The sequence below is a fragment of the Klebsiella sp. 1SOBk5mer genome (assembly GCF_046603115.1).
GTDB lineage: Bacteria > Pseudomonadota > Gammaproteobacteria > Enterobacterales > Enterobacteriaceae > Klebsiella > Klebsiella quasipneumoniae.
In genome coordinates, this window is record NZ_JBKIUU010000001.1 from 878,332 (window position 1) to 900,564 (window position 22,233).

Annotated in this window: 17 protein-coding genes and 4 pseudogenes; 11 read left to right on the forward strand and 10 right to left on the reverse strand. The window is 51.3% G+C overall.

Annotated features, from left to right (window positions below; all coding sequences use genetic code 11):
* Positions 1–85: 85 nt before the first annotated feature.
* Positions 86–205: pseudogene (locus ACLH1U_RS04310) on the forward strand (hypothetical protein); the annotation flags it as partial.
* Positions 206–483: 278 nt separating this feature from the next.
* Here ACLH1U_RS04310 and ACLH1U_RS04315 read toward each other — a convergent pair.
* Complete coding sequence (locus ACLH1U_RS04315) at positions 484–3,027, reverse strand: excinuclease ABC subunit A (protein WP_411299088.1); 2,544 nt, start codon at positions 3,025–3,027, stop codon at positions 484–486.
* 233 nt (positions 3,028–3,260) lie between these two features.
* On the opposite strand from ACLH1U_RS04315, the gene ACLH1U_RS04320 reads away from it, so the two are divergent.
* Complete coding sequence (locus tag ACLH1U_RS04320) at positions 3,261–4,145, forward strand: LysR family transcriptional regulator (RefSeq protein WP_374014678.1); 885 nt, start codon at positions 3,261–3,263, stop codon at positions 4,143–4,145.
* Between the two features lie 76 nt (positions 4,146–4,221).
* On the opposite strand, the gene ACLH1U_RS04325 is transcribed toward ACLH1U_RS04320, so the two are convergent.
* The 5 genes and pseudogenes from ACLH1U_RS04325 to ACLH1U_RS04345 form a co-directional block, all read right to left on the reverse strand.
* On the reverse strand, positions 4,222–4,548 hold the full coding sequence (locus tag ACLH1U_RS04325; RefSeq protein WP_374014679.1) for a DMT family transporter: 327 nt from the start codon (positions 4,546–4,548) through the stop codon (positions 4,222–4,224).
* On the reverse strand, positions 4,545–4,871 hold the full coding sequence (locus ACLH1U_RS04330) for a DMT family transporter (RefSeq protein ID WP_374014680.1): 327 nt from the start codon (positions 4,869–4,871) through the stop codon (positions 4,545–4,547). Before ACLH1U_RS04330 ends, ACLH1U_RS04325 begins: the two co-directional genes overlap by 4 nt.
* A gap of 261 nt (positions 4,872–5,132) precedes the next feature.
* Positions 5,133–5,978: pseudogene (locus ACLH1U_RS04335) on the reverse strand (ISNCY family transposase); the annotation flags it as partial.
* A gap of 220 nt (positions 5,979–6,198) precedes the next feature.
* On the reverse strand, positions 6,199–6,903 hold the full coding sequence (locus ACLH1U_RS04340; protein ID WP_411299089.1) for a substrate binding domain-containing protein: 705 nt from the start codon (positions 6,901–6,903) through the stop codon (positions 6,199–6,201).
* Positions 6,904–7,095 carry a LysR family transcriptional regulator gene (locus ACLH1U_RS04345; RefSeq protein ID WP_411299090.1) on the reverse strand — a complete coding sequence of 64 codons (192 nt, stop codon included), beginning with the start codon at positions 7,093–7,095 and terminating at the stop codon, positions 6,904–6,906.
* Between the two features lie 115 nt (positions 7,096–7,210).
* On the opposite strand from ACLH1U_RS04345, the gene ACLH1U_RS04350 reads away from it, so the two are divergent.
* The 3 genes from ACLH1U_RS04350 to ACLH1U_RS04360 all read left to right on the forward strand — a co-directional run bounded on the left by ACLH1U_RS04350 (position 7,211) and on the right by ACLH1U_RS04360 (position 9,794).
* Positions 7,211–8,146, forward strand: a complete 936-nt coding sequence (locus ACLH1U_RS04350) for an alpha/beta fold hydrolase (protein ID WP_221813151.1) — start codon at positions 7,211–7,213, stop codon at positions 8,144–8,146.
* A gap of 151 nt (positions 8,147–8,297) precedes the next feature.
* The gene (locus ACLH1U_RS04355; RefSeq protein ID WP_221813153.1) at positions 8,298–8,885 is read left to right on the forward strand and encodes a TetR/AcrR family transcriptional regulator; all 588 of its coding nucleotides are present in this window, start codon (positions 8,298–8,300) and stop codon (positions 8,883–8,885) included.
* Between the two features lie 66 nt (positions 8,886–8,951).
* Complete coding sequence (locus ACLH1U_RS04360) at positions 8,952–9,794, forward strand: nitroreductase family protein (protein WP_236947631.1); 843 nt, start codon at positions 8,952–8,954, stop codon at positions 9,792–9,794.
* A gap of 138 nt (positions 9,795–9,932) precedes the next feature.
* Here the strand turns inward: ACLH1U_RS04360 and ACLH1U_RS04365 are convergent.
* Positions 9,933–11,239: pseudogene (locus tag ACLH1U_RS04365) on the reverse strand (ISNCY family transposase).
* Here ACLH1U_RS04365 and ACLH1U_RS04370 point away from each other — a divergent pair.
* A pseudogene (locus ACLH1U_RS04370) lies at positions 11,192–11,296 on the forward strand (hypothetical protein); the annotation flags it as partial. The pseudogenes ACLH1U_RS04365 and ACLH1U_RS04370 overlap by 48 nt on opposite strands.
* Positions 11,297–11,723: 427 nt before the next feature.
* Here the strand turns inward: ACLH1U_RS04370 and ACLH1U_RS04375 are convergent.
* Together ACLH1U_RS04375 and ACLH1U_RS04380 are read right to left on the reverse strand one after the other, a co-directional pair.
* Entirely contained in the window at positions 11,724–12,095 is a 372-nt protein-coding gene (locus tag ACLH1U_RS04375; RefSeq protein WP_025999258.1) for a DUF2255 family protein, read from the reverse strand.
* Positions 12,096–12,175: 80 nt separating this feature from the next.
* Positions 12,176–13,273, reverse strand: coding sequence for an alpha/beta hydrolase (locus tag ACLH1U_RS04380; RefSeq protein WP_121936064.1), 1,098 nt, complete (start codon positions 13,271–13,273; stop codon positions 12,176–12,178).
* A 374-nt stretch (positions 13,274–13,647) separates the two neighbouring features.
* On the opposite strand from ACLH1U_RS04380, the gene ACLH1U_RS04385 reads away from it, so the two are divergent.
* On the forward strand, positions 13,648–14,565 hold the full coding sequence (locus ACLH1U_RS04385; protein WP_087776220.1) for an AraC family transcriptional regulator: 918 nt from the start codon (positions 13,648–13,650) through the stop codon (positions 14,563–14,565).
* 468 nt (positions 14,566–15,033) lie between these two features.
* Here the strand turns inward: ACLH1U_RS04385 and ACLH1U_RS04390 are convergent, their stop codons facing one another.
* Positions 15,034–15,810, reverse strand: a complete 777-nt coding sequence (locus ACLH1U_RS04390; RefSeq protein WP_072420195.1) for a MipA/OmpV family protein — start codon at positions 15,808–15,810, stop codon at positions 15,034–15,036.
* 124 nt (positions 15,811–15,934) lie between these two features.
* Between ACLH1U_RS04390 and ACLH1U_RS04395 the strand changes: the two genes are divergently transcribed.
* From ACLH1U_RS04395 to ACLH1U_RS04410, 4 genes are all read left to right on the forward strand, one after another.
* Positions 15,935–16,630 carry a response regulator gene (locus ACLH1U_RS04395; protein WP_064154609.1) on the forward strand — a complete coding sequence of 232 codons (696 nt, stop codon included), beginning with the start codon at positions 15,935–15,937 and terminating at the stop codon, positions 16,628–16,630.
* A complete protein-coding gene (locus ACLH1U_RS04400) occupies positions 16,627–17,823 on the forward strand; it encodes a sensor histidine kinase (protein ID WP_085550871.1) in 1,197 nt (398 codons plus the stop codon). The genes ACLH1U_RS04395 and ACLH1U_RS04400 overlap by 4 nt, the downstream gene beginning before the upstream one ends.
* A gap of 78 nt (positions 17,824–17,901) precedes the next feature.
* Positions 17,902–19,050 (forward strand): efflux RND transporter periplasmic adaptor subunit, encoded by a 1,149-nt coding sequence (locus ACLH1U_RS04405; RefSeq protein ID WP_374014163.1) that lies wholly within the window; start codon positions 17,902–17,904, stop codon positions 19,048–19,050.
* Positions 19,047–22,121 (forward strand): efflux RND transporter permease subunit, encoded by a 3,075-nt coding sequence (locus ACLH1U_RS04410; RefSeq protein WP_374014164.1) that lies wholly within the window; start codon positions 19,047–19,049, stop codon positions 22,119–22,121. Before ACLH1U_RS04405 ends, ACLH1U_RS04410 begins: the two co-directional genes overlap by 4 nt.
* The last annotated feature ends 112 nt before the right edge of the window (positions 22,122–22,233 follow it).

The following is a 22,233-nucleotide window of genomic DNA, read 5'->3' on the forward strand; positions in this document are numbered from 1 at the left end:
GGCGCCAGACGATGGTTGATAATATCCTGCATGGTTCCTGTGCCGGAAAATAACGATGTTTTTACGCTAAAGGGGGCAGGGAAGGGTGAACCCTTATGAATACCTGAAATATACTCATGCGCTGCGCGGCCATCTGAGTGGTCAGACGCCGGTCGACAACGTCCTGAATGATTTTGAGTCGGTTAACTTCGTTCAAAGTGAAAACGTCCGCTGCATGAGCCGTTATCAGAATCTATCGATGGTGAATCTACGTTAACTTATCCCAGTGAAAATCTTACAACTCAGCTACCACACCATTTGTCAAAGCTAAGTTCAGATGTCCGGGGGGTGGCAAAGCTGAAATGTCCGTAAAGTACATAAATAGGTATTGGTTAGACAATCCATAAAATTGAATGAAGGCAATGGGTGGAGAGCATATATTTTCAAAATATGAGTCAAACTGCATATGCCCATCATTATCGCTATATGAAACCGTTCCCAGAATTATTCTTCAGGATCGCCAATCCGTTTTTTTAATCTTGCGAGTAAGTAAGGCGCAGTGATGCTGTTACCTGCATGACTGACCTCCTCCGGGGTACCAGCCGCAACGATTTCCCCGCCGTCCTCACCCGAGCCAGGACCGAGATCGAGGATCCAGTCAGCTTCCGAGGCAATCCGCATGTCGTGCTCTGCCATCACAACCGTATCCCCGCGCTGAACCAACCTGTCCAGTACCCGCATCAGCTTATCCATATCCGCAGCATGCAGCCCTGTGGAAGGCTCGTCGAGTAGATAGAGTGTCGTACCCCGCTGCACCCGTTGAAGCTCCCAGGCAAGCTTAATGCGCTGGCATTCTCCTCCTGATAACTCCGTGGCTGGCTGGCCTAACGTCAGGTAGCCAAGACCAAGTGAGACAAGCGCTGCCAGAGAACGCTGTATGGATTCATTGTTCCTGAATACGGTGATGGCTTCGTCTACGGTAAGTGCCAGTACATCGGCTATGGTTCTGTTATTCCAGCGAACCTCAAGCGTTTCGTCATTGTAGCGATGCCCACCGCAGGCAGAACATGGTGCACTTGCCTGAGGCATGAACATCAGTTCAATGGTTATCTGCCCCTGACCCTCGCAGGCGGGGCAGCGACCGGCGGGGAGATTGAAGGAAAATCTACTGGCGTCAAAGCCGCGTTTCTTCGCTTCATCGGTTTCAGCAAAGAGCTTACGGACTGTGTCAAAAAAACCGGTATAGGTCGCCAGATTCGAACGCGGTGTGCGTCCTATAGGCCTCTGATCGATACGGACAAGTCGTTTGAGAGAGGTTCCTCCAGCCGTGATATTCCCCTGAACATCCAAAGATACGGTTTCTTCTTCCGTGTCCTCATCTGCCGGGGTTTTATCGAGCCGCTGTAGCAACGTCGGAAGCACCCGGGCCAGAAGCGTTGATTTACCCGAACCGGATACACCGGTGATCACGGTCATCCGCTCAAGGGGGATTTGGACATCATCCATATGGATATTATTACACATAACCTGCTCAAGCTTCAGCCAGCGCTCCGGAAGTCTGCGTCGGCGCAGGCCCGTATAGCGCTGGCCGAACAGATAACCTGCCGTAGGCGATCGGGAAACCTGTCCAAGCCCGGACGGTATGCCGTTATAGACGATTTCTCCACCCAGTCGGCCCGGTCCTGGCCCGACTTCTGTCAGCCAGTCTGCTTCGGCGATAACGTCCAGGTTATGCTCAACGATGACCAGAGAGTTACCTGCCTCCAGAAGAGAACGTAAGGACTGAATCAGCGCCCGCACGTCATCCGGGTGCAATCCGGCCGCAGGTTCGTCAAGCACATACAGCACGCCGAAAAGGCGGGAGATGAGCTGGGTTGCAAGCCGGATACGCTGGAGCTCCCCTGAAGACAACATTGTGGTCCGGCGACCGAGAGACAAATGACCAAGGCCCAGTTTTTCAAGTTGTTCGAGACGCTCGCAAATGTCGGTCGTCATTCTGATAGTGGCTTCCCTTAATGCAGCCTCGCCAGGCAGAGACTGAGAGTGCCCGTTGGCAAAGGGTAAAAATAAAGATTTCAATTGCGTTATCGTCAGCTCACCGATTTGAGCAATATCATGCCCGGCAAAAGTCACAGACAATGCATTCTGGTTGAGCCTTTTACCGTGGCATTCGGTGCACGGTGCCACGGTAATAAAACGTGAAAGACGTTTTTTTACAGATTCTTTCCCACCGGAATAGCTTTGCAGGACGTATTTCCGGGCACTGGTATAAGTACCGGTATAAGAAGGTTCTGTTCCGGCTGCTATCGCTTCCTGACGCTGCTCTGCATTGAGACCCATAAAGATAGGTACAGAAGGCTGTTCATCGGTAAACAGGATCCACTCTTTGTCCTGTTCTGACAGAGTATTCCACGGAGCATCAATGTCGTAGCCAAGCGTATCGAGGATAGAACGAAGGTTCTTCGCCTGCCAGCCATTCGGCCAGGAGGCGATAGCACCTTCACGGATGCTCAGCGTACCGTCCGGAACAAGCGCATCGGCGTTCACTTCATGAACCATTCCCATCCCCTGGCAGGCCGGGCAAGCCCCCAGGGGATTATTGGGTGAAAACGACTCGGCGGGCAGAAACGGGATCCCCTCGGGGCGAATACCTGCGCGGGAAAACAGTAGCCTTAAGGTGACGGAAATTCGGGTCAGGCTACCGACGGTTGAGCGCTCCTGAGCCCCGGCCCGACTCTGTTGCAGGGCAACGGCAGGCGGCAGGCCATCGATACCATCAACATCCGGTGTGGACGCCTGCTCAATAAGACGCCGTGCATGAGGGGCAATAGATTCCATAAAACGCCGCTGGGCTTCCGCATAGAGGGTATCAAAAGCCAGTGAGGATTTACCCGAGCCCGATATCCCGGTAAACACTACCATTGCGTCGCGGGGGAATGTAAACGTAATGTCCCTGAGGTTATGTGTTCTTGCTCCGTGTACGCTTACGCTTGTACTGATGTCGTGATGTGGCATAGTGATGGCCTTTTGTTGTTTGTCTGACGACATAGTTTCCCCTAAAAAATGAGTGAGCCTGCTGGTCAATGCTGTCCTGTCTGAAGCGGTGGTGGCCTATACAAATATACAAAACATTCGGAGAACGGGAGCTCAAAGGGTAGCCCTGAGATCGTAATCAAACAATTCCCTCTTCCGGTATTTCAGTCATGACGGAATGGCATGAGTGGTTACGATAAGATGTATCAGGCGCGCGTTTTCAGCGGTATATCATGAAGGAGAAGAAGATGAACCTTGTTGACGGTATGGAGGCATTCGTAAAGATTGCAGACCTTGGCAGCTTTGCCGCAGCGGCACGTGAGCTTAATATCTCGCCCTCAGCCGTAAGCAAGCTGGTTGGTAAAACGGAGGAAGAGCTGGGAGCACGGCTTCTCAACCGAAACACCCGTGGATTAAGCCTGACACAGGAAGGGGAGATGTTCCTTGAACGCTGCCGGATGATCCTCAATGAACTAAAATCTGCAAAAGAAGAGCTTTCATCTATATCGAGTGAACCAAGGGGAAAGTTACGTGTAAGCATGCCTAATATGCCTTCGTTCTTTGTGCCCCTAATCAGTCGATTTATCGAGCTTTATCCAGCTGTTATGCTGGAAGTAAATCTCAGCGACAGGCTGGTTGATGTCGTGGATGAAGGCTTTGACGCCGTAATCCGTGTCGGACATCTCTCCGATTCCCGCTTAACGGCCCGCTCGCTCGGTAACTGCCCCATGAATCTGGTGGCATCACCGGAGTATCTGAAGAGATACGGTACACCTTCCTGCGTGGATGACCTCGGCTCACACAGTTGCATCCAGTACCGGTATCCTTCCAGCGGCAGAACAGAGCCCTGGCCGTTACTGAATACCGGGGCCGGGGACATCAATATCATCCCCGCTATTATATGCAACAATACTGATGTTCGCCTGGGACTGGCCCTGAACGGAAAAGGAATTGTTTTTATGCCCGGGTTATTGACAGAAAAATATCTTGCGTCGGGAGAATTGGAGATTGTACTGGGTGATAACGTTGGGCGAAGTTACGATATGAATATCGTCTGGCCGATGAATAGATATACAACCCCAAGGCTAAAATCTTTTGTTAGTTTTATGGTTGAATATTTTAACCTGTCGTGAGCGTGATTAATAATGACATGACTCTCACTTTCAGACAGCATGTTTTTTAATACCGTTTGAAAGTGAGTCGTCTGAATTAAACCAGCTTCAGCATGATCGCACTGAAAATAATGAGAAAGATACTTACCCCCTTGAGTAGACGGATTTTATCTCCGTTAATAAATACGCCTACCGCGACGGCACCGATGGTACCCACCCCCGTAAAGATGGCATAAGCCACTGAAAGGGGGATCTCGCGCATGGAGATACTCAACGAGCTGAGCGCAATGGCAAAGAGTACAATGGTGGCCAGAAGGAACCTGACCTTACGGCGTACGGGTCGGGCATTGGCATAGCCATTCAGTGTGGAGATACCGGCAACCTCGAAGCACCCGGCAATAAACAGAATGAGATAGGAAATCATGATTTAGCTCCTTTGACTCCAATGACGCCCAGCATTAGGGTAACAACAAATACGATACGGAGAATTTCTGGCTGACCTCCGTGAGACAGGGTGTCAGTCATTTCGACAAGCACCACAAACAGGGTACCGAGACCGGTATAAACCACATACGCAATACTCGCACCTACGTATTTGAACGAAAGCATGAAGATGTCGAAACTAGCCACCACGCAAACAACTGTCAGAAATATTTCAAATGAGCCTTGTGCGTGTTTAAGGCCAAATGCCCAGGCGCATTCAAACATTGCACCGATAATTATAAGGATAAGACCTTTGGTGTTCATAACAAATTTCTCTTCAGATACAATAGTGAGTTTAAATATTACTGACGACACTGAAAAACCACGTCAACTTTCGTTAAGCCAGAAGCAATGAATAAACAGCAAGGTTAAGCAGAGGGAATTATTATTTGTTTCTCGCTGGAATGAATCAGATATTAAAACTCTCACTCACTCTAGACAATACACTGCATTAGTACTTCAGAAGTGACAAAATGGAAACAGTCGCTTCTATAGCGCTCTGGCAGTGGGAGTAATAAGCTTGATTATTGTACGCCCGAGGCGCTTGTTGTCCACGATAGCCCCCTGGTCGATTTCCTGGAGTCGATCATAGGTGGAGTAGGGAAGAACAGCGCCATTAAAGCGGAGTTCTTTACGACCATCCGGGTAGTGCCAGACCTCTATATTTCCCGATAGCCCAGCGGCTTAACTCATTATCTTCAATCAGATAAAGCACTTTGTCATACTGTACCGTCAGGGATTTTGAAACACGGCGCGGCTCCCGTCACGTGAGAAACGCTGTCAGGCCATCATCAGCTTCAAATGGCCGGTGAACATCAAAGTCATGCCAGGGCGCTTTCGCAAAGCGCCGGTTGTAATCAGACATAAACTCATCAGCAAATTCATTGGCTGCATCCACGGAAGAAATCCCCCTGAGACGGAGCTCCTTGGATCAGTTCGCCGCAGCAGGCCCGAAGATAACGTGACTGCTGAATTTTCGGCGCACGTTGTTTGCGGGGGATCCAGAGACCGGCTTTAACCATGAGTGAACGGACAGTCTCTTTGGACAGATGAACATCATGCAGTTCTGCGAGTTTCTCACACGCCAGCGTAGACCCAAAGTCGGTATAGCGCTCGCGGATAATATTGAGCGCGTACTGTGCAAGGTCATCTGGCAGCTGGTTATTGCTGAGATTTCAACAACGGCGGTTAGCGATATCTGGCGAGCCTGATTCACGGCAGTGCAACAGAAGGCGTCGGTACTGGCGATCAGATATACTCAGGCGCTGTGTGGCCATCAAGTGTGGTCAGGCTCCGGTCGACAACGTCCTGAATGATTTTGAGTCGGTTAACTTCATCCAAAGTGAAAACGTTAGCTGCATGAGCCGTTATCAGAATCTATCAATGGTGAATCTACGTGTCACTTATCCAGGAGCAGGCCTTACAACTCAGCCACCATAATCTATGTCAAAGCTAAGTTCAGATGTCCGGGGCAGGGCAAAGTTAAAATGTCCGCTCTGTGCCAAAAGCAGACATTGCATAAAACATCCTTTAACCTTGGCCTGCAAATTTTCACTACATTAGCAGGCTCTGTTTTAACTACCAGACTCTGTTAGGAGGGGGTTATCAGGCATTTAGCCGACAGCAAGCCAATGTTGTCACTGCAAAAATCAATATAAGCTCTGGCAGAGGCTGAGATATGTCCTTGCCTTTTATAGACCAGATGTAATGAAGAATAAGGCAGTGGATAAGCTGGAAGCAGCTCGATTAACTTTCCATTATTTATATAGTCAGCTGCAAAGAAAACCGGCAACTCTGTAATGTATTCCCCCTCAAGTGCTCCTGCCCGCAAATGAAGATAATCATTTACCGTTAAGGTGGCAGGAACGTCATAGGCATGATTGCCCAGCATCCAGACGGGCCGTGCCCCTGTCACCGATCCCCAGGCCGCACAGGGATAGCCCGTAAGATCGGACGGTTTTACAGGAAGCGGTGCTGAACTGAAAAGAGCAGTGCTGGCGACCAGAATATGACGAAAATCCATAAGATGGCGAATAACCACGGAGTCGTCAGCGATAGTTCCGACTCTCAACGCAACATCAACGCCTTCAGCGATGAGATCCACACGACGCTCCGTCGTATGAACGCTGATAGCAATATCCGGATAAGCCTTCTGAAACTGCCTTATAAGCTGCCACCACACCTCAAGTGACTGGGGTATTGTCAGACGCAGATGTCCTGTAATACGGGGCGATGCTGTCAGCAGAGCCTGTTCGGCATCAGTCAGAATATCCATTGCTGAGCTTGCATAATTCATTTACTTTTGCCCGGCCTCGGTTAACCTGCAACCTGTGAAAGTCCTTTCGAGCAACACGGAGTTCAGCTCCTTTTCCAGCTCGGCTATTTTGCGGCTGAGCGTGGGCAAAGGAATATTGTTGTTACGCGCAGCAGCGGAAAGACTACCGCCACGTACGGCAAGAACAAACATTTTTAAAGCATTAAGATCCACCGAACCCCTCTCATTAATGAAAGTCCCATTCCCATTCTCAGGACTGCATCTTACTTAACTCAGCTCTTAAAATGTACCCGTTATGCTACAGCTTGTTGTTAAATGAGAGGGGAAAATGATTAAGACCGCATTAGAATATTTTGGACATGATTATGAATTCGCACACAGCATCCCAGGCCTGCCAACGAAGCTCTCAGATGTGAAAGGCCTTGAGATAGGATCTTTTCAGACTAACGATGGCGTGAAGCTGACTTACTGGAAAGCGGGAAAAGGCACCCCGTTAGTATTTGTTCCCGGCTGGTCTTCAAACGGAGCGGAGTACATCAACCTTATTCATCTTCTGAAAGATAAATATGAAGTCTATGTCCTCGACCAGCGCAACCACGGGTTGTCAGATAAGGTGACTTTTGGCAATCGGATATCACGCCTTTCAGCCGATCTCAACGATATGCTGGTTTCGCTGGACATTCGCAAAGCACACCTTTGTGGCTGGTCGATGGGATGTTCTGTTATCTGGAGCTACATTGACCTGTTCGGTAACGAGAAAATCGAAAAACTGGTGTTTATCGACGAGGCAGCATCTATTTACTGTCATAGCGACTGGACTGAAGAGCAGCGTATTAATGCCGGTGCCTTTACAACATCAGCGGAAGCGATGATCTCAATGTATTACGGTAAAGGTCCCTCAAACAGGCTGGTTGTGAATACGGATATCATGGATTTTTACACCGTCACAGGCGCGCCCGCTTTTGAAAACTCACATACTTTTGCAGAAGAGATGGTGCCGCCTGATATGGTAGCCCTGGAGCTTGTGCTTTTCGACCATATTCTTAACGACTGGCGTGATGTCCTTACTCAGAAAATTTCAAACCCCGTGCTTGTCGTATCTGGTGAACACAGTAACTGGGTGGAAAGCCAGCGCTGGATTGCAGAGACCGTATCTGACGGACGGGTCATTATCTATGATAAAAAAAATAATGGTGACCATTTCCTGCATCTCAAAGAGCCGCTGACGTTTACCCGGCAACTCCATGAATTTCTGAGCAAATAAACCTAGATAGCTGTCCATTAAGGTCCTGAAGACCGTTTCCGATAAGCAGGATGTTTCAGGCGCAGCGGTGACCATAAAGATAAGCTCGATGGATTATTGACCGATCATTCCATAATTGATAAGATGAAGTCGGTTTCTTCAGCAGGAGTTAATGATGGCAGGCAGACCAAGAGAGTTTGACGACGAGCTGGTAATACAGGCCGCCATGGATGCGTTCTGGCGTAACGGCTTTGAGGCAACTTCAGCTCAGGCGCTTGTCGAGAGTACCGGGCTGGGCCGGGGTAGTCTCTATGCCGCTTTTGGTAATAAAGAAAACCTTTACCATGAAGCACTGCGTCGGTATCACCGCTCCAGCATTGAGTTTCATCAGGAAGTTTTCCGACAGCCTGGAACAGTCAAAGATCGGCTGCGCATCCTGCTTGAAAAGGGCATTGAACTAGATTTCAGCGAAATAGAGCGTAACGGCTGCATGGCCATATTCTCGCCGCTTGAGAGAGCAGCTAAAGATAAGACCGTTGAGGATCTGAGCCGCAGTTATATCAAAGAGCTGGAAGCCTTATTTGTAGCGCTTTTCGCCACTGGTATTGCTTCCGGAGAGTTTGCAGCAGAGCGTGAACCAGAGAAAATGGCAAAAGCATTTATGTGTGCCTACTTTGGCTTTCGGGTGTTCGGCAGGATCGTGCATGAGGTTGATTACCAACAGCATGCAATTCAATCGCTTATCAGCAGCATTCAGTAAAAGGCCTGACGGCCTTTTTATTTAATCAATTATTGAATGATCATTCCAGTTTTAAGGAAACAAATTATGACTGACAATTTGCAAAAAGAACAACTGATTACAGCTCGCTATGGTGAGAAAAACCGCCCCGAAAATATTATCTGGAATGCACAGATAGAAGGGCTGCTCCGACACCGTTCGGTTAGAAATTTCTCGCAGCAAGCTCTGCCGGAACACTGGTTTGAAACTCTGGTGGCAGCCGCGCAGTCTGCTTCCACATCTTCAAACCTTCAGCAGTGGAGCGTGGTAGCCGTTACCGACCCTGAGCTTAAGGCAGAAGTCAGAAGGCTCTCAGCCGGAGATAATGGCCTGGCTAATGGCTACATTGAAGAAGCACCGGCAATACTGTTATGGGTTGCCGATCTGTCGCGTAATCATGATATGACTGTCGCGGATGGGCTTAACCCGGGCGTGCATGAATATCTTGACTCGTTCATTATGGCGACCGTGGATGCCTCTCTTGCTTCACAGAACGCCACGGTTGCAGCCGAATCGATCGGGCTTGGAACAGTTTATATTGGCGCTGCACGAAATAAGGCCAAAGAACTGGCCGAGCTTATACAGCTACCGCCGCATAGTTACGTAGTATGCGGACTGGTTGTCGGATGGCCTCATCCGCAAAGTAACGCCAGTATCCGCCCGCGCCTGCCACAAAGTGTAGTAGCGCATCGTAATCGCTATAACGCAGCCGACTTTGAAGCGCATGTTAAAAGCTATGAAGAAGCGTTCCACGCATTTCGTGAAGGACTGGGAATGAAAGACAAAACCTGGAGACAGGCCGTGCAAAGTTCAGCAACCAGCATGGCTTATATGGACGGACGTCAGAATCTTCGCGCTACTCTTGAGGGACGTGGTTTCGGTTTTAAGTAAGTTTTCCTTTGCGGCTGCCTATGCAGCCGCCAGAGAGCTCAGAAAAAAATATTTCCAAATGAAATAAACGCGATGTCTGCTATTCGCTCAAAGCGGACGTTAGATACCGAAGCATTGCTGTTTATCATGGGATTCAAGTCATCTCCTTGGGCCAAAAATTTCTCCAGAACGTAATTGCAACGTCTTCAATGCTTCCAGCATATCGTCGCCATTCAGAGAACGTTGAGATTTTTTCTGTGTGGGTTTTCTGCGTCTACGCGAGGGGTCATCTCCGGCAGGGAGAGCCTGTGACCGGTTGTTGTCGCGTTTATCCTGAACCAGTTTGATAAATTCAAGTGTCCGCCCGAGGCGTTTATTGTCCACAATAGCCCCCTGGTCGATTTCCTGGAGTCGATCATAGGTGGAGTAGGGAAGAACAGCGTCATTAAGGCGGAGTTCTTTACGACCATCCGGGTAGTGCCAGACCTCGATATATTTCCCGATAGCCCTGCGACTTAACTCATTATCTTCAATCAGATAAAGCACTTTGTCATATTGCACCGTCAGGGATTTTGAAACACGGCGCGATTCCCGCCATGTGAAAAACGCGGCAAGGTCATCGTCAGTTTCAAGTGGCCGGTGAACATCAAAATCATGCCGGGGCGCTTTCGCAAAGCGCCGGTTGTAATCAGCCATAAACTCATCAGCAAATTCATTGGCTGCATCCACAGAAGAAATTCCCCTGAGACGGAGCTCCTTTACAAGGCGATCCTGAAGCGTCAGATGGGCGCGTTCCACACGGCCTTTGGCAGAGCTGGTATTAGCGCAGATAGTCTGGATATTCAGCTCATGCATCGCACGGCCAAACTGGGTATAACCATCGCCGCCGGTGGCATTTTTATTGTTGATTCTGAAGACGCTGGCTTTGTCACTGTACAATGCCAGTGGTTTGCCATGCTTTTCCAGATAGCCCCTGGTGGCTTCAAAATAGGTGAAGGTTGATTCCGATTTCACAAATCGAAGCTGCATCAGGCGGCTCGTCGCATCGTCGACGTAGACCAGTGCGGTACAGGCGGGCGCTCGGTTCTCGAACCAGTGATGGTCGCAACCATCAATCTGGATCAGTTCGCCGCAGCAGGCCCGACGATAACGCGGCTGCTGAATTTTCAGCGCACGTTGTTTGCGGGGGATCCAGAGACCGGCTTTGACCATGAGTGAACGGACAGTCTCTTTGGACAGGTGAACATCGTGCAGTTCTGCGAGTTTCTCACACGCCAGCGTAGGCCCAAAGTCGGTATAGCGATCTCGGATAATATTGAGCGCGTACTGTGCAAGGCCATTAGGCAGCTGGTTATTGCTCGGTTTGCCGCGACGGCGGTTAGCCATACCAAGTGGTAACGCGACAGAAGGCGTCGGCACTGGCGATCGGAAATATCCAGGCGCTGCGCGGCCATCTGAGTGGTCAGACGCCGGTCGACAACGTCCTGAATGATTTTGAGTCGGTTAACTTCATCCAAAGTGAAAAACTCCGCTGCGTGAGCCGTCATCAGAATCCCTCGATGGTGAATCTACGTGACGGACATCTTAACTTAGCCCAGAGCGGACATTACAACTTTGCGGTTACAATCTAAGTGCGCATAATGTATATTATGTTAAATGACGTATAGTGCCCAATAACTTCATATTTGACAGCGGCCTCTTAACAAATCAACACGGTACTTATTTATGACTGACATCCCTTTTCTTGCGTTATGTTCATAGTACATGTTCGCCCTGTCATCTGATATTCAAACTCCTACCTTAATGGACAATGCTTCCTGAAGATGAACTTTCACCGGACCAGAAACTGGCGGTTGTGTATGTTTCATACATGCCTCCAGTTTCCGGGAAATTAAAGTTAAACAGGCAGATTTTGTCTCACAGAACACCCAGTATCACTTTGACAGGAAATCACGAAGGTAAAATCTCAATCGTGGCCGCTCTGGCGCGTGTCCCTGTCATTGCTGAAACATAGCTGCTGCTGGAGTACTTTTTCTGATAAGCCTGATCAATTTTACTTTCAAGCTCAGGGTCTGATGGTTTTGCGAACAGGACGTCGAACTCCTGTCCAATAGCCAGTATCTTACCCGCCTGCTGGGACAATGCAGCCTGATACCATTTTGAACGGGTACCACTATAGGCTCGGACGAAAAGTCTGTTCTCCACCTTCACTTCCCAAATCCACGTCGGCGTACCGGTCGTATTCATATCGGGATGATACGGAGCGATTTTCAGGTCGTCGGCCGCATCTATTCTTGTTAATAATTCAGGGTTCCAGAACATAAACTTCTCCTCTTTCAAGAGCAGTGTCTGTCGTTTGTCGCACAGACACTGCATCTGAAAGCACCGGACGGTGCTATGGCTTACTTATTAAAATTTTTGTTAAAAAATGCAGTGATGTTATCGAACGGGATCTTATCCATACGATCATATAAATCGACATGTGTGGCATCTTTAACAATCAGAAGCTCTTTGGGTTGATTTGCCGCTTCATAAGCCGTTTTAGAGAAGTAAAGCGAATGCGCTTTTTCGCCATGGATGAACAGGATCGGACGCGGAGAAATTTCCTTGATATAGGTCATGAGCGGGAAATTCATGAAGGCCATCGGCGTTGTCACCGACCATGAATTGCCAGAGTTGACGGCTCGTGGATGATAACCGCGTTTGGTCATGTAGTAATCCGCATAGTCCACGAGGAACTGTGCTTCCCCGCCCTTCAGTTTATTATAGGCTGGCTGGTATGCAGGTTTGCCGTTTGCCGCATCTTCCCAGCGCTGAAGACTCATCTTCTCCAGCGCCTGCTCGCGTTGCTCCGGCGTTACGCTGTCATTGTAGCCTTTCGACATCACGCGGCTCATATCATACATGGTGCTGGCAACGACCGCTTTTACGCGTTTATCCACTGCAACAGCGTTCAGGGCTATCCCTCCCATGCCGCAGATACCAATGACACCGATACGTTCACGATCCACATAAGGTTGCAGTCCAATGAAATCGACTGCGGCCATAAAGTCTTCGGTATTGATATCAGGGGAAGCAATATTGCGGGGTTCACCACTGCTTTCACCGGTATAAGACGGATCAAATGCCAGCGTCACGAATCCGCGCTCTGCCAGGGTCTGAGCATAAAGACCTGAAGCCTGCTCTTTTACCGCGCCAAATGGCCCGGAAATCACAAGCGCAGCAAGCTTCTTGTTCCCGAGATCTTTAGGAAGATACACATCTGCGGCCAGCGTAATACCGTAACGATTTTTAAAAGTAACTTTTTGATGATCCACTTTTTCGCTCCTTGGGAAAGTTTTATCCCACGTCTGAACCAGATGGATTGAAGAATCTGCTGTGCCTGGTGCCGGCTGGGCGACCGCAGCTTCTGTTGAAATCAGAGCCATCGCTCCGGCGATGAGTGCGCGATTAAAAAAGCGCGTTGAAGATTTTAGCGTCATGATATTAAAACCTTTCATTGGATATTGAGGGATAGTTTCAGACAGCATGCATGAGTATTTCAGTTACAACTCTCTTTTCCGGAACCGAATTCGATTCGGGTTGGGTTGTAGAAAGTAAACTCTTTCACGTAATTCTCCTCCGGATAACCTGTCTGGCAGTTAAAAATGGCTTTAACCTGAATGGTTTAAATTGGCTCGCTGTGAGACCTGACTGACAGGTCACAGCTTCATTTCAGTGTTGTTATTTTGAGTGCCTTAAATGAAAGTTGTTATTAAAATACTCTGCATTATTTGCCTGATCCTCTGAAACTGAATTCAAAGCGTATATTTCAATTTCCATCGCTGCTAAGTTGTTAACGTCAAAAACCGCAATAAACGTGAGGTATTACAGAATGATTTCTGACAAGACGGTTGAAAAACGACTCGGCGTGCTTTCCCGGGATATTGCTCAGCGCACCCCAGGTACCGGTGATTTCCCAACAGCGGTAGAAGGACTCGAACTGTTCCGCCGAAACGAACCCGCTCCTCCGGTGAGCTGCCTGGTCCCTCCCAGTATCGTTCTGGTGGCCGATGGCGCGAAGATCATGTGGGTTGGTGGTGAACCTTACGAATACAATGCGGAAAAATTCCTGATCACCTCCCTTGACCTGCCAGCCAGCTCGGAGGTTTTACAGGCTTCGACATCCCGGCCCTGCGTCGGCGTAGCCTATAAACTTGACCAGCGCGTGCTGATGGAATTAATTGCCCAGGGAAGCCTGCCGCCGGTCAAAAAACGAGACGCGGGAACGGGTGTCGGTATAGGAACGGTTACTGATGTTTTGCTGGAACCTTTCTGCCGTCTGCTTTCTTTGCTTGACGAGCCTGAAGCTATTCCTGTCCTCGGGCCGCTGATTCAAAGGGAGATACATTACCGGCTTTTGATGAGCGATCAGTCCGATCATCTCAGACAGATTGCAGCAGTAGACGGCCATGGCTACCGTATCGGTAAAGCTATCGACTGGTTAAAAACCAATATTGCGTCACCCTTACGCGTAGAGGAACTGGCAAGTCGGGTGCAAATGAGCACGCCCTCTTTTCACCAACACTTCAGGCAGCTTGCGGGAATGAGCCCGCTCCGGTATCAGAAATGGCTGCGCCTCAATGAAGCCAGGCGACTGATGCTGAATGAACATTACGATGTCACCACAGCAGCCTATGCTGTCGGTTACGAAAGCTTATCCCATTTCAGCCGGGAATATACGCGGATGTTCGGGGAGTCACCCAAGAGGGATATTACTGTGCTGAGAAAGTCAGCTGGTAAGCTTCAATAAATTCTCCACAGCCACAAGTGAAATCGGTAGTGAATTATATTACTTCCGCCCGGGGTGGCCGCTTCGAAATAAAGCTAAGAGGCATTACGGTAGCGTAATATCGAGATAACTTCAGCAAGGGCGGGTGACAGTTGATGACGGCTGGGGTAATAAAGATGATAACCTTAGAAAAGCGGATTGGTGTTGTTATTGGTGGATTCGGTGTTCTCATGCCGACGAACGACGTGACCGAAAACTTCCCGACAAACCAGCTATGGCGTTGTTCATAAAACTCCTCCGGCACGTTTGTGGCGCTCTCGATCGTCGTTGGGTTCATCAGGCGAACGCACGTCGGCGACACAAGGACCGCACCAGGTCTGCCGGCGCGGTTAACAACATGTTTCGCTTCTGGTTGCGTATCTGCCAGATAATGCTGACTCACTCAATTTTAACCGTTCCCGGCAAACCGCACGCCGCACTTTCTCCGCCCTAAAATGTCCAGGTAACTGCTGCTGCCAGTGCCGCCTCGTTACGTCGTAACACGATCGGGCTTTGATTGGCATGCTCCCCAAGCCAGGTATAGTCAGCGCTCAGAACTGTGCCCCAGTGGGCATCAAACTGGTGACTCCAGATCAGACTGTTGTCTATGCCATAAAATCCCCCCGGTGCTGAATAGCGGCTATAACCTGAACGCCGGCTCTGCTCCGGATTCACGCCATACCAGGTATTCAGGTAACGGTTGTCGCCAAACAGGGCCGCCGTTTGAAAGGCGATCGTGTCCTGATCGGTTTGTACGGGAATCAACGTGAAGGATGCCTGGTAGCTTACCCCCTGGCTGTCCGTTAAAGGCAGCGTCGCTTTACCTTCAACACTGAGCCACGAAAGCGCCTGCCAGCCAACGGCAAGGGCCGTATTCAGTGAGACGTCAATGTCTCCCATCCCTTTCAGATTATTTGCCCCTGCCCGCCAGCTGGCGTTTTTATCCGTCCTTCCCAGATCGTATCCCAGCGTATGTTCGAAGTACCAGCCGCTGGCGTTCTGCAGGTCATACCCTACCCCTTTCTGCGTATCAATAAAGAAAGCGCCGTTACGACCCTGAAGCACCGGAACCACCTGCCATACCTGCTTGTCTGAACCTGAGTATCGCGGAGCGTAGCGCCCCCCCAGCCCGATAGTGAAAGAGCCGTCATCATTTGCCTGTACACAGGATGTGATGGCCGTCAAAAGCGGTACGGTCATATACAGGGCTTTTTTTATCGCTATCATACTGTTCTCCTCACGGATGCTGGTTTCTCCTGAGGCAGGAGCTGCCACAAAATGTTGGCGCAGTATGATTTGGCAAAATCAATGAATCGTCGGGATAGTGTTAAGAATCGGTCAAGGTGAACGGATGTTGTCCAGAAGAGTGCTGATTATTGAAGATGACGCCGATGCGGCTGGCGTGCTCGAAGCCTATTTACGCCGTGAAAATTACGATGTCGTCATTACCGGAGATGGACTTTCCGGGCTGGATATGGCGCACCGGTGGAAACCCGATCTGATCCTGCTGGATGTGATGCTTCCGGGGCTTAACGGCACCGAAGTCCTGGCTGGCCTGCGTCGTAAAAATGATGTTCCGGTGATCATGGTCACCGCCATGGGAGATACTCCCGATCGTATTGGCGCTCTGCGCTATGGCGCTGATGATTATGTTGTTAAGCCTTACCATCCGGGAGAAGTTGTGGCCCGGGTGCAGGCGGTATTGCGTCGCAGCAATAAAACTGAAACAAAGGAAGAGATCCTTCGCTGGCAATCACTTGAAGTGGATGTTACGGCCATCGTGGCGAGCATTATCGACGGGGACACCACACCGCGGACGTTGGATCTGACCCCAACCGAATTTTCACTACTGACCACGCTTATGCGCTCTCCTTCACGACCTTTTTCCCGCCAGCATTTACTGGAGCACTGTTTGCCGGAAAGTGAAGCCCTGGAGCGTGTGGTGGATACCCATATTTATAACCTGCGTAAAAAACTCGAAGCGGCGGGTATTTCCGGCGTGCTGGTTAACGTTCGCGGCGTAGGCTACAGGTTCAGACAACCATGACAAAAACCCGCTATTCCTCCCTGTGGCGCTGGATTTGCGCACGTATATTAGCGCTGGCCATCGGAAGCGTAATTGTCATAGCGACCTGTATGTGGCTACGTTATGCGGTGCAGAATTACTGGATCATGAGCAGAATGCCGGCATCGGTCCGACAAGAGTTTCTTGCGCTCAGCCAGAACCCGCAGGCGGACCCGGCGCGCTTCCATCAAATCGTCGATACCTGGTGGGGGTTGAGTTATTCAACACCCTCCATCGCCTCGGCAGACTGGGTCACCGTGGCGTTACTGGTCCTGGTCATGATCCCTTTTATTGTGGTGATGGGGTTGAGATATGCCAGGCCACTGGCGCTGCAGTTCAGCCGGTTGCGTGATGCGGCAAAGGACGTCGCCGAAGGGCAATTTGGCCGCCAGGCAGAGCTCATCAGGAATGCGCCGGCTGAAATGGTCAGCTTTGCCAGTGACTTTAATACCATGACGGGGAAACTGGCCCGCTATGAAAAAGAGTTACGTACCTCTCATGTGGCCATGGCGCATGAGCTTCGCTCCCCCCTGACTGCCGCTATCGGACGTTTGCAGGGTATGCTGGATGGCGTGTTTGATGCCAGCCCGGAACAACTGGCAATGGTAATGAAACAGCTTCAGCACCTGAATCGCCTGACCGATGAACTTCATCTGCTCTCACTGTCTGATGCCGGGAATCTGGTTCTGGAAAACGAACCCTTTCGTCTGGATGAGCTGCTTAAGGAACGGGCGACATGGATCATGCCCCAGGCTGATGCACATCGTTTTACCATCAGGCTTCATCATTCTCAGGCATGTCCTTTCAAAGGCGATACTTTCCGTATGGGCCAGGTGTTTACTATCCTTATGGAAAATGCCCTCCGTTACGGGCGTGATGGCGGCTATCTTGATGTCACGCTGCACTACGCCAGCCGGCAATATTGCCTCGAATTTCGCGATGACGGCCCGGGGGTATCCTCCCGGTTCCTGCCGGAAATGTTTAACCGTTTTAGCCGGGAGGAGCAGTCGCGTGCCCGCCACTCCGGCGGCAGCGGTCTCGGTTTGTCGATTGCTCGCGCGATTTGTCAGGCCCATGGTGGCAGTATCAGCGCGTCGTTACCTGAAACCGGCGGACTCGCAGTCAGCATTTTGTTACCCTGGACGTCGTCTGAGATGGAAAATAGCCGCTCTTGATAATACCTTGACGAAACGTCGAATCTTTCTCGACTAAGCGCGCATTTAATAACGCCATAACCTTTATGGAGCGGCGTTATGTCAGATGAATTTTTACTCTCCCTCCGCCACAGTCTGCACCATTTGTACGACGTGGCGCGCACCCTTTCCTGGCTGCACTTTCTTCCCCTGACCCTTCTTTCGGTGGTGATTTTTCTGCTGCCCGGATGCGGGGACAACCAGGGTAATACGACTGATCCTGTGCGAACGGTGCGCTACGTTGTTGTTGGCTCAGCGCAAACCCTTCCCGCCCTGGAAAGAACCGGAGAGATCCATGCGCACGATGAAACGATTCTGAGCTTTCGTACCAGCGGCCGGATAGTGACGCGTAGCGTCGATATTGGCGATCGGGTCAATGCAGGGCAACTGCTGGCCACGCTTGAAAATACAACCAGTCAGAATCAGCTCGATGGCGCACAGGCTGATTATGAAGGAGCCAAAGCCGCTGCTCAGGTTGCTGCACTTAACGTCAACCGAATGCAAAAGCTCATGCCAACAGGCGCGATTGCCCGCACGCAGCTCGATACCGCCCGCGCAGACTGGCTTGTCGCCCGCGCGCGTTTAAAAAACAGCGAGTCCGCGTTGCGTAATGCCCAGGAAAGCCTTGGCTGGACGCGTCTGATGGCGCCGCAAAGCGGCGTGATCACCGAAGTAAGCGCCTCTGCGGGTCAGGTGGTCAGTGGTGGTCAGTCGGTGTTGACGCTGGCGACCGGTGAAGCCCGCGATGTGGTGTTTGATATCGCTAAACCCGAGGCGATCCCGCCACAGGAACAGGCTGGCTTGCGAGTTTCCCTCCTCAGCGACCCGTCGGTGCAAGCGTCCGCCGCGGTAAGAGATATTAGCCCGCAGGCCGATCCTCAGACCCGCACGTGGCGCGTCAGGGCTACCCTGCAAAACCCACCGCTGGCAATGGCGCTGGGCGCCAGCGTTACCGTCACGTTACCCGCAACGGGTCCGCATGGATACGCCCTTCCCGCTTCAGCGCTGAGCCGCGTCGACGACAAACCGGCGGTTTATGTGATTAACCCACGGTCGCAGGCCCAGCTTCGCGTGGTGGTGCCAGCATACTATACCGCCACCGCGGTTATTATCTCCGGCGGCCTTGAACCAGGCGACCGGGTGATTACCGCCGGCGTGAGTAAATTACGCTCCGGCGAGCCGGTGATTGCCGGGGAGTGCGAATCATGAAACCCGTATTGGATGAGAAATTTAACCTGTCCGCCTGGGCGCTAAATAATCAACAGATGGTCAGTTTCTTCATGCTGCTGATCATGGCTATGGGCGCGTTCTTTTATGAGAACCTGCCACGTAACGAAGATCCGGCGTTTACGATTAAAACGGCCGTTGTTTCTGCGCAATGGCCCGGGGCATCCGTAACGGATACCACCCGACTGCTGACCGATACGCTGGAAAAAAAGCTGCAGGAAATCCCCTGGCTTGATTATCTCGAAAGTGAAACCCGTGCCGGGAGCTCCGTTATTCATGTCAATCTCCGTGACGATACCCCGCCGCAAAAGGTGCCGGATATCTGGTATCAGGTACGTAAGAAAATGCAGGATATTGCCCCGTCGTTGCCAGAAGGCGTTCAGGGCCCCGCCGTCGACGACGAATTTGATGATACGTTCGGTACGATCTATGGCTTTATACCTGAGGGCTATACCCTGCGGGAGGTCCGGGACCGTGTTGAGACCATCCGCCGGGAACTCATGTCGTTACCGGATATCGGAAAAACCAGCCTGCTGGGTGAGCAGCAGGAACAGATAGTTCTCTCTTTTTCTCCAGCGCGTCTGGCAAGTATGGGGTTGAACATCCAGCAGGTAGCGGATGCCCTCAGAGCACAAAATGCGGTTGTCCCGGCAGGTATGATCCGCACCGGACAGGAAAATATGGCGATAAAGGTCAGCGGGGAACTGACTTCTGAAGCTAGCTTACGTGCTGTCACGCTGCGTATTAACGATCGTTACCTTCCTCTGACGGATATTGCCACCGTTAGCCGGGAAAACACCGAACCTCCCCAGCCGGTTTACCGGGTCAACGGCAAACCCGCCATCGGGCTGGCTATCTCGATGGCGCCGACGGGTAATATGCTGCGTTTCGGCGCCGCGCTGAATGCAAAAATGCATGCCATCAGCGTCACGCTGCCGCACGGTATTGAGATGGTCAAGGTTGCCGATCAATCAGCGGTGGTCAGCGATGCCGTAAGCGGGTTTATCCGGGTGCTTATCGAAGCCGTGGCGATCGTCCTGGCCGTTTCGTTTGTCTCGCTGGGTTTACGAGCCGGACTGGTCGTGGCTGCGGCCATCCCACTGGTTCTGGCCATGACCTTTACGGGAATGATGCTGGCAGGAATAGGTCTGCAGCGTATTTCTCTCGGCGCATTGATTATCGCACTGGGTCTGCTGGTCGATGACGCCATGATCACTGTGGAAACCATGGTCTCTGGTCTGGAAGCCGGGGATTCCCGCCGGCAGGCGGCTACCCGGGCTTTTAAAACGACCGCATTTCCGATGCTGACGGGCACCCTTGTGATGATTGCCGGATTTATTCCCGTGGGATTTGCTGCGTCCAGCGCCGGTGAATATTGCTTTTCCCTGTTTGCCGTGGTGCTCATCGCCCTGCTGTGCTCATGGGTTGTCGCGATCCTGTTTTCACCGTTAACCGGGACGTGGCTGTTATCTGACAACATCAGACAGAAGGCGAAAGGGCCTGGACGGATGGCCCGCGGATACCAGTGGCTACTGCGCAAGGCGTTGCGTCACCGCTTCGCCACCGTGTGTATTGCTCTCATTGCGCTTGGTCTGTCCGTTTACGGAACAACCTTTATGCAGGGGGAGTTTTTCCCCGCCTCCGACAGGCCTGAATTGCTGATCAGCCTGACGCTACCGGCCAATGCCTCGCAGTCGGAAACGCAAAATAGGGCTGAACAGCTGGAGAAGGCCCTGGCAGGCAACCGCAACGTTGAGCGCTTTTCGACATACGTTGGGTCGGGAGCGATTCGTTTTTACCTGCCTATGGATGTGCTTCTGGCAAATGAAAATATCGCCCAGATGGTGGTGGTGGCTAAAGATCTTAAAGCGCGGGATCGTCTTCATCGACAGTTAAACAGGATACTGGCTACGCGCTTTAGCGACATCATCACTCGCGTATCGCCCCTGGAACTTGGGCCCCCCGTCGGCTGGCCAGTCAAATACCGGGTGAGTGGGCCAGATTATCTGAAGATCAGGTCGATCGCGAACCGCCTGAGCGATGTCATTGGCCGGTCACCCTCCTCCCGCGAGGTTAATCAGACGGCAGGCGAACCGGAGAGAGTCATTACCCTCAAGGTCAATCAGACCGCCGCCCGGGCTGCGGGCGTGTCGTCAGAAAGTCTGGCCCGGATGCTCAATACCGTCTGGTCCGGCAGTATAGTCACGTCGGTTCGCGATAATGACCGTCTTGTCGATGTGGTGCTCCGGGCCAGGGACAATGAGCGTCTTAACCTCGCCACCTTCTCTTCGCTGACTATTCAGGGGAATGACGGTAAACAAATCCCCCTCAGCGCCTTTGCCACGCCAGTCTGGGGCGTGGATGATCCGGTTATCTGGCGTCGACAGCGTTTGCCTTTCATCACCGTGCAAACTGACCTCGCCCCGGGACTTCGCGCCGAAGCAGTATCCGCAGCGTTGAGACCAGCGGTAGACAGGTTGCGCGCGGAACTGCCTGAAGGCTACAGCATTGAAGAAGGGGGCGCGGTTGCTGAATCTGAAAAAGGTAATAGTTCGGTCTATGCGGTTCTGCCGGTGACACTGGTCATCATGCTCTTGCTGTTGATGCTCCAGTTGCGCAACTATTCCCGTATTGTGTTGGCTATACTGATGGCCCCGTTTGGTTTACCGGGTATCGTGCTGGCTATGTTACCTGGCGGAACACCAATGGGATTTGTCGCTCTGCTTGGCGTGATTGCGCTCGCTGGCATGATCATTCGTAACGCCGTCATACTGATTAGCGAGGTTGACAGCAATCTTGCTCAGGGGATGGCAAGCGATGCCGCCATTATTGCGGCCGCAGAGCATCGTGCGCGCCCCATCTGCCTGACTGCCTGTGCAGCCATTCTGGGAATGATCCCCATTTCTCATCAGGTATTCTGGGGACCGATGGCCTATGCGATTATCGGGGGACTACTGGTTGCCACGCTGGTTACACTGACCGTTTTACCTGCATCGTTTAGCCTGTTGCTACACCTGAGAATGACTTCCTCCGGCGAGATTCATGAAAAATGAGTGGCGTGCCGTCGTATCCTCGTCTCAGGGGTCTGCCAGGTTATACGCTGCAAGATAAAGAACTTGCTCACCTGTTGCTGCAACGCTTGGGTAACAGGAAACCTAATAAAAA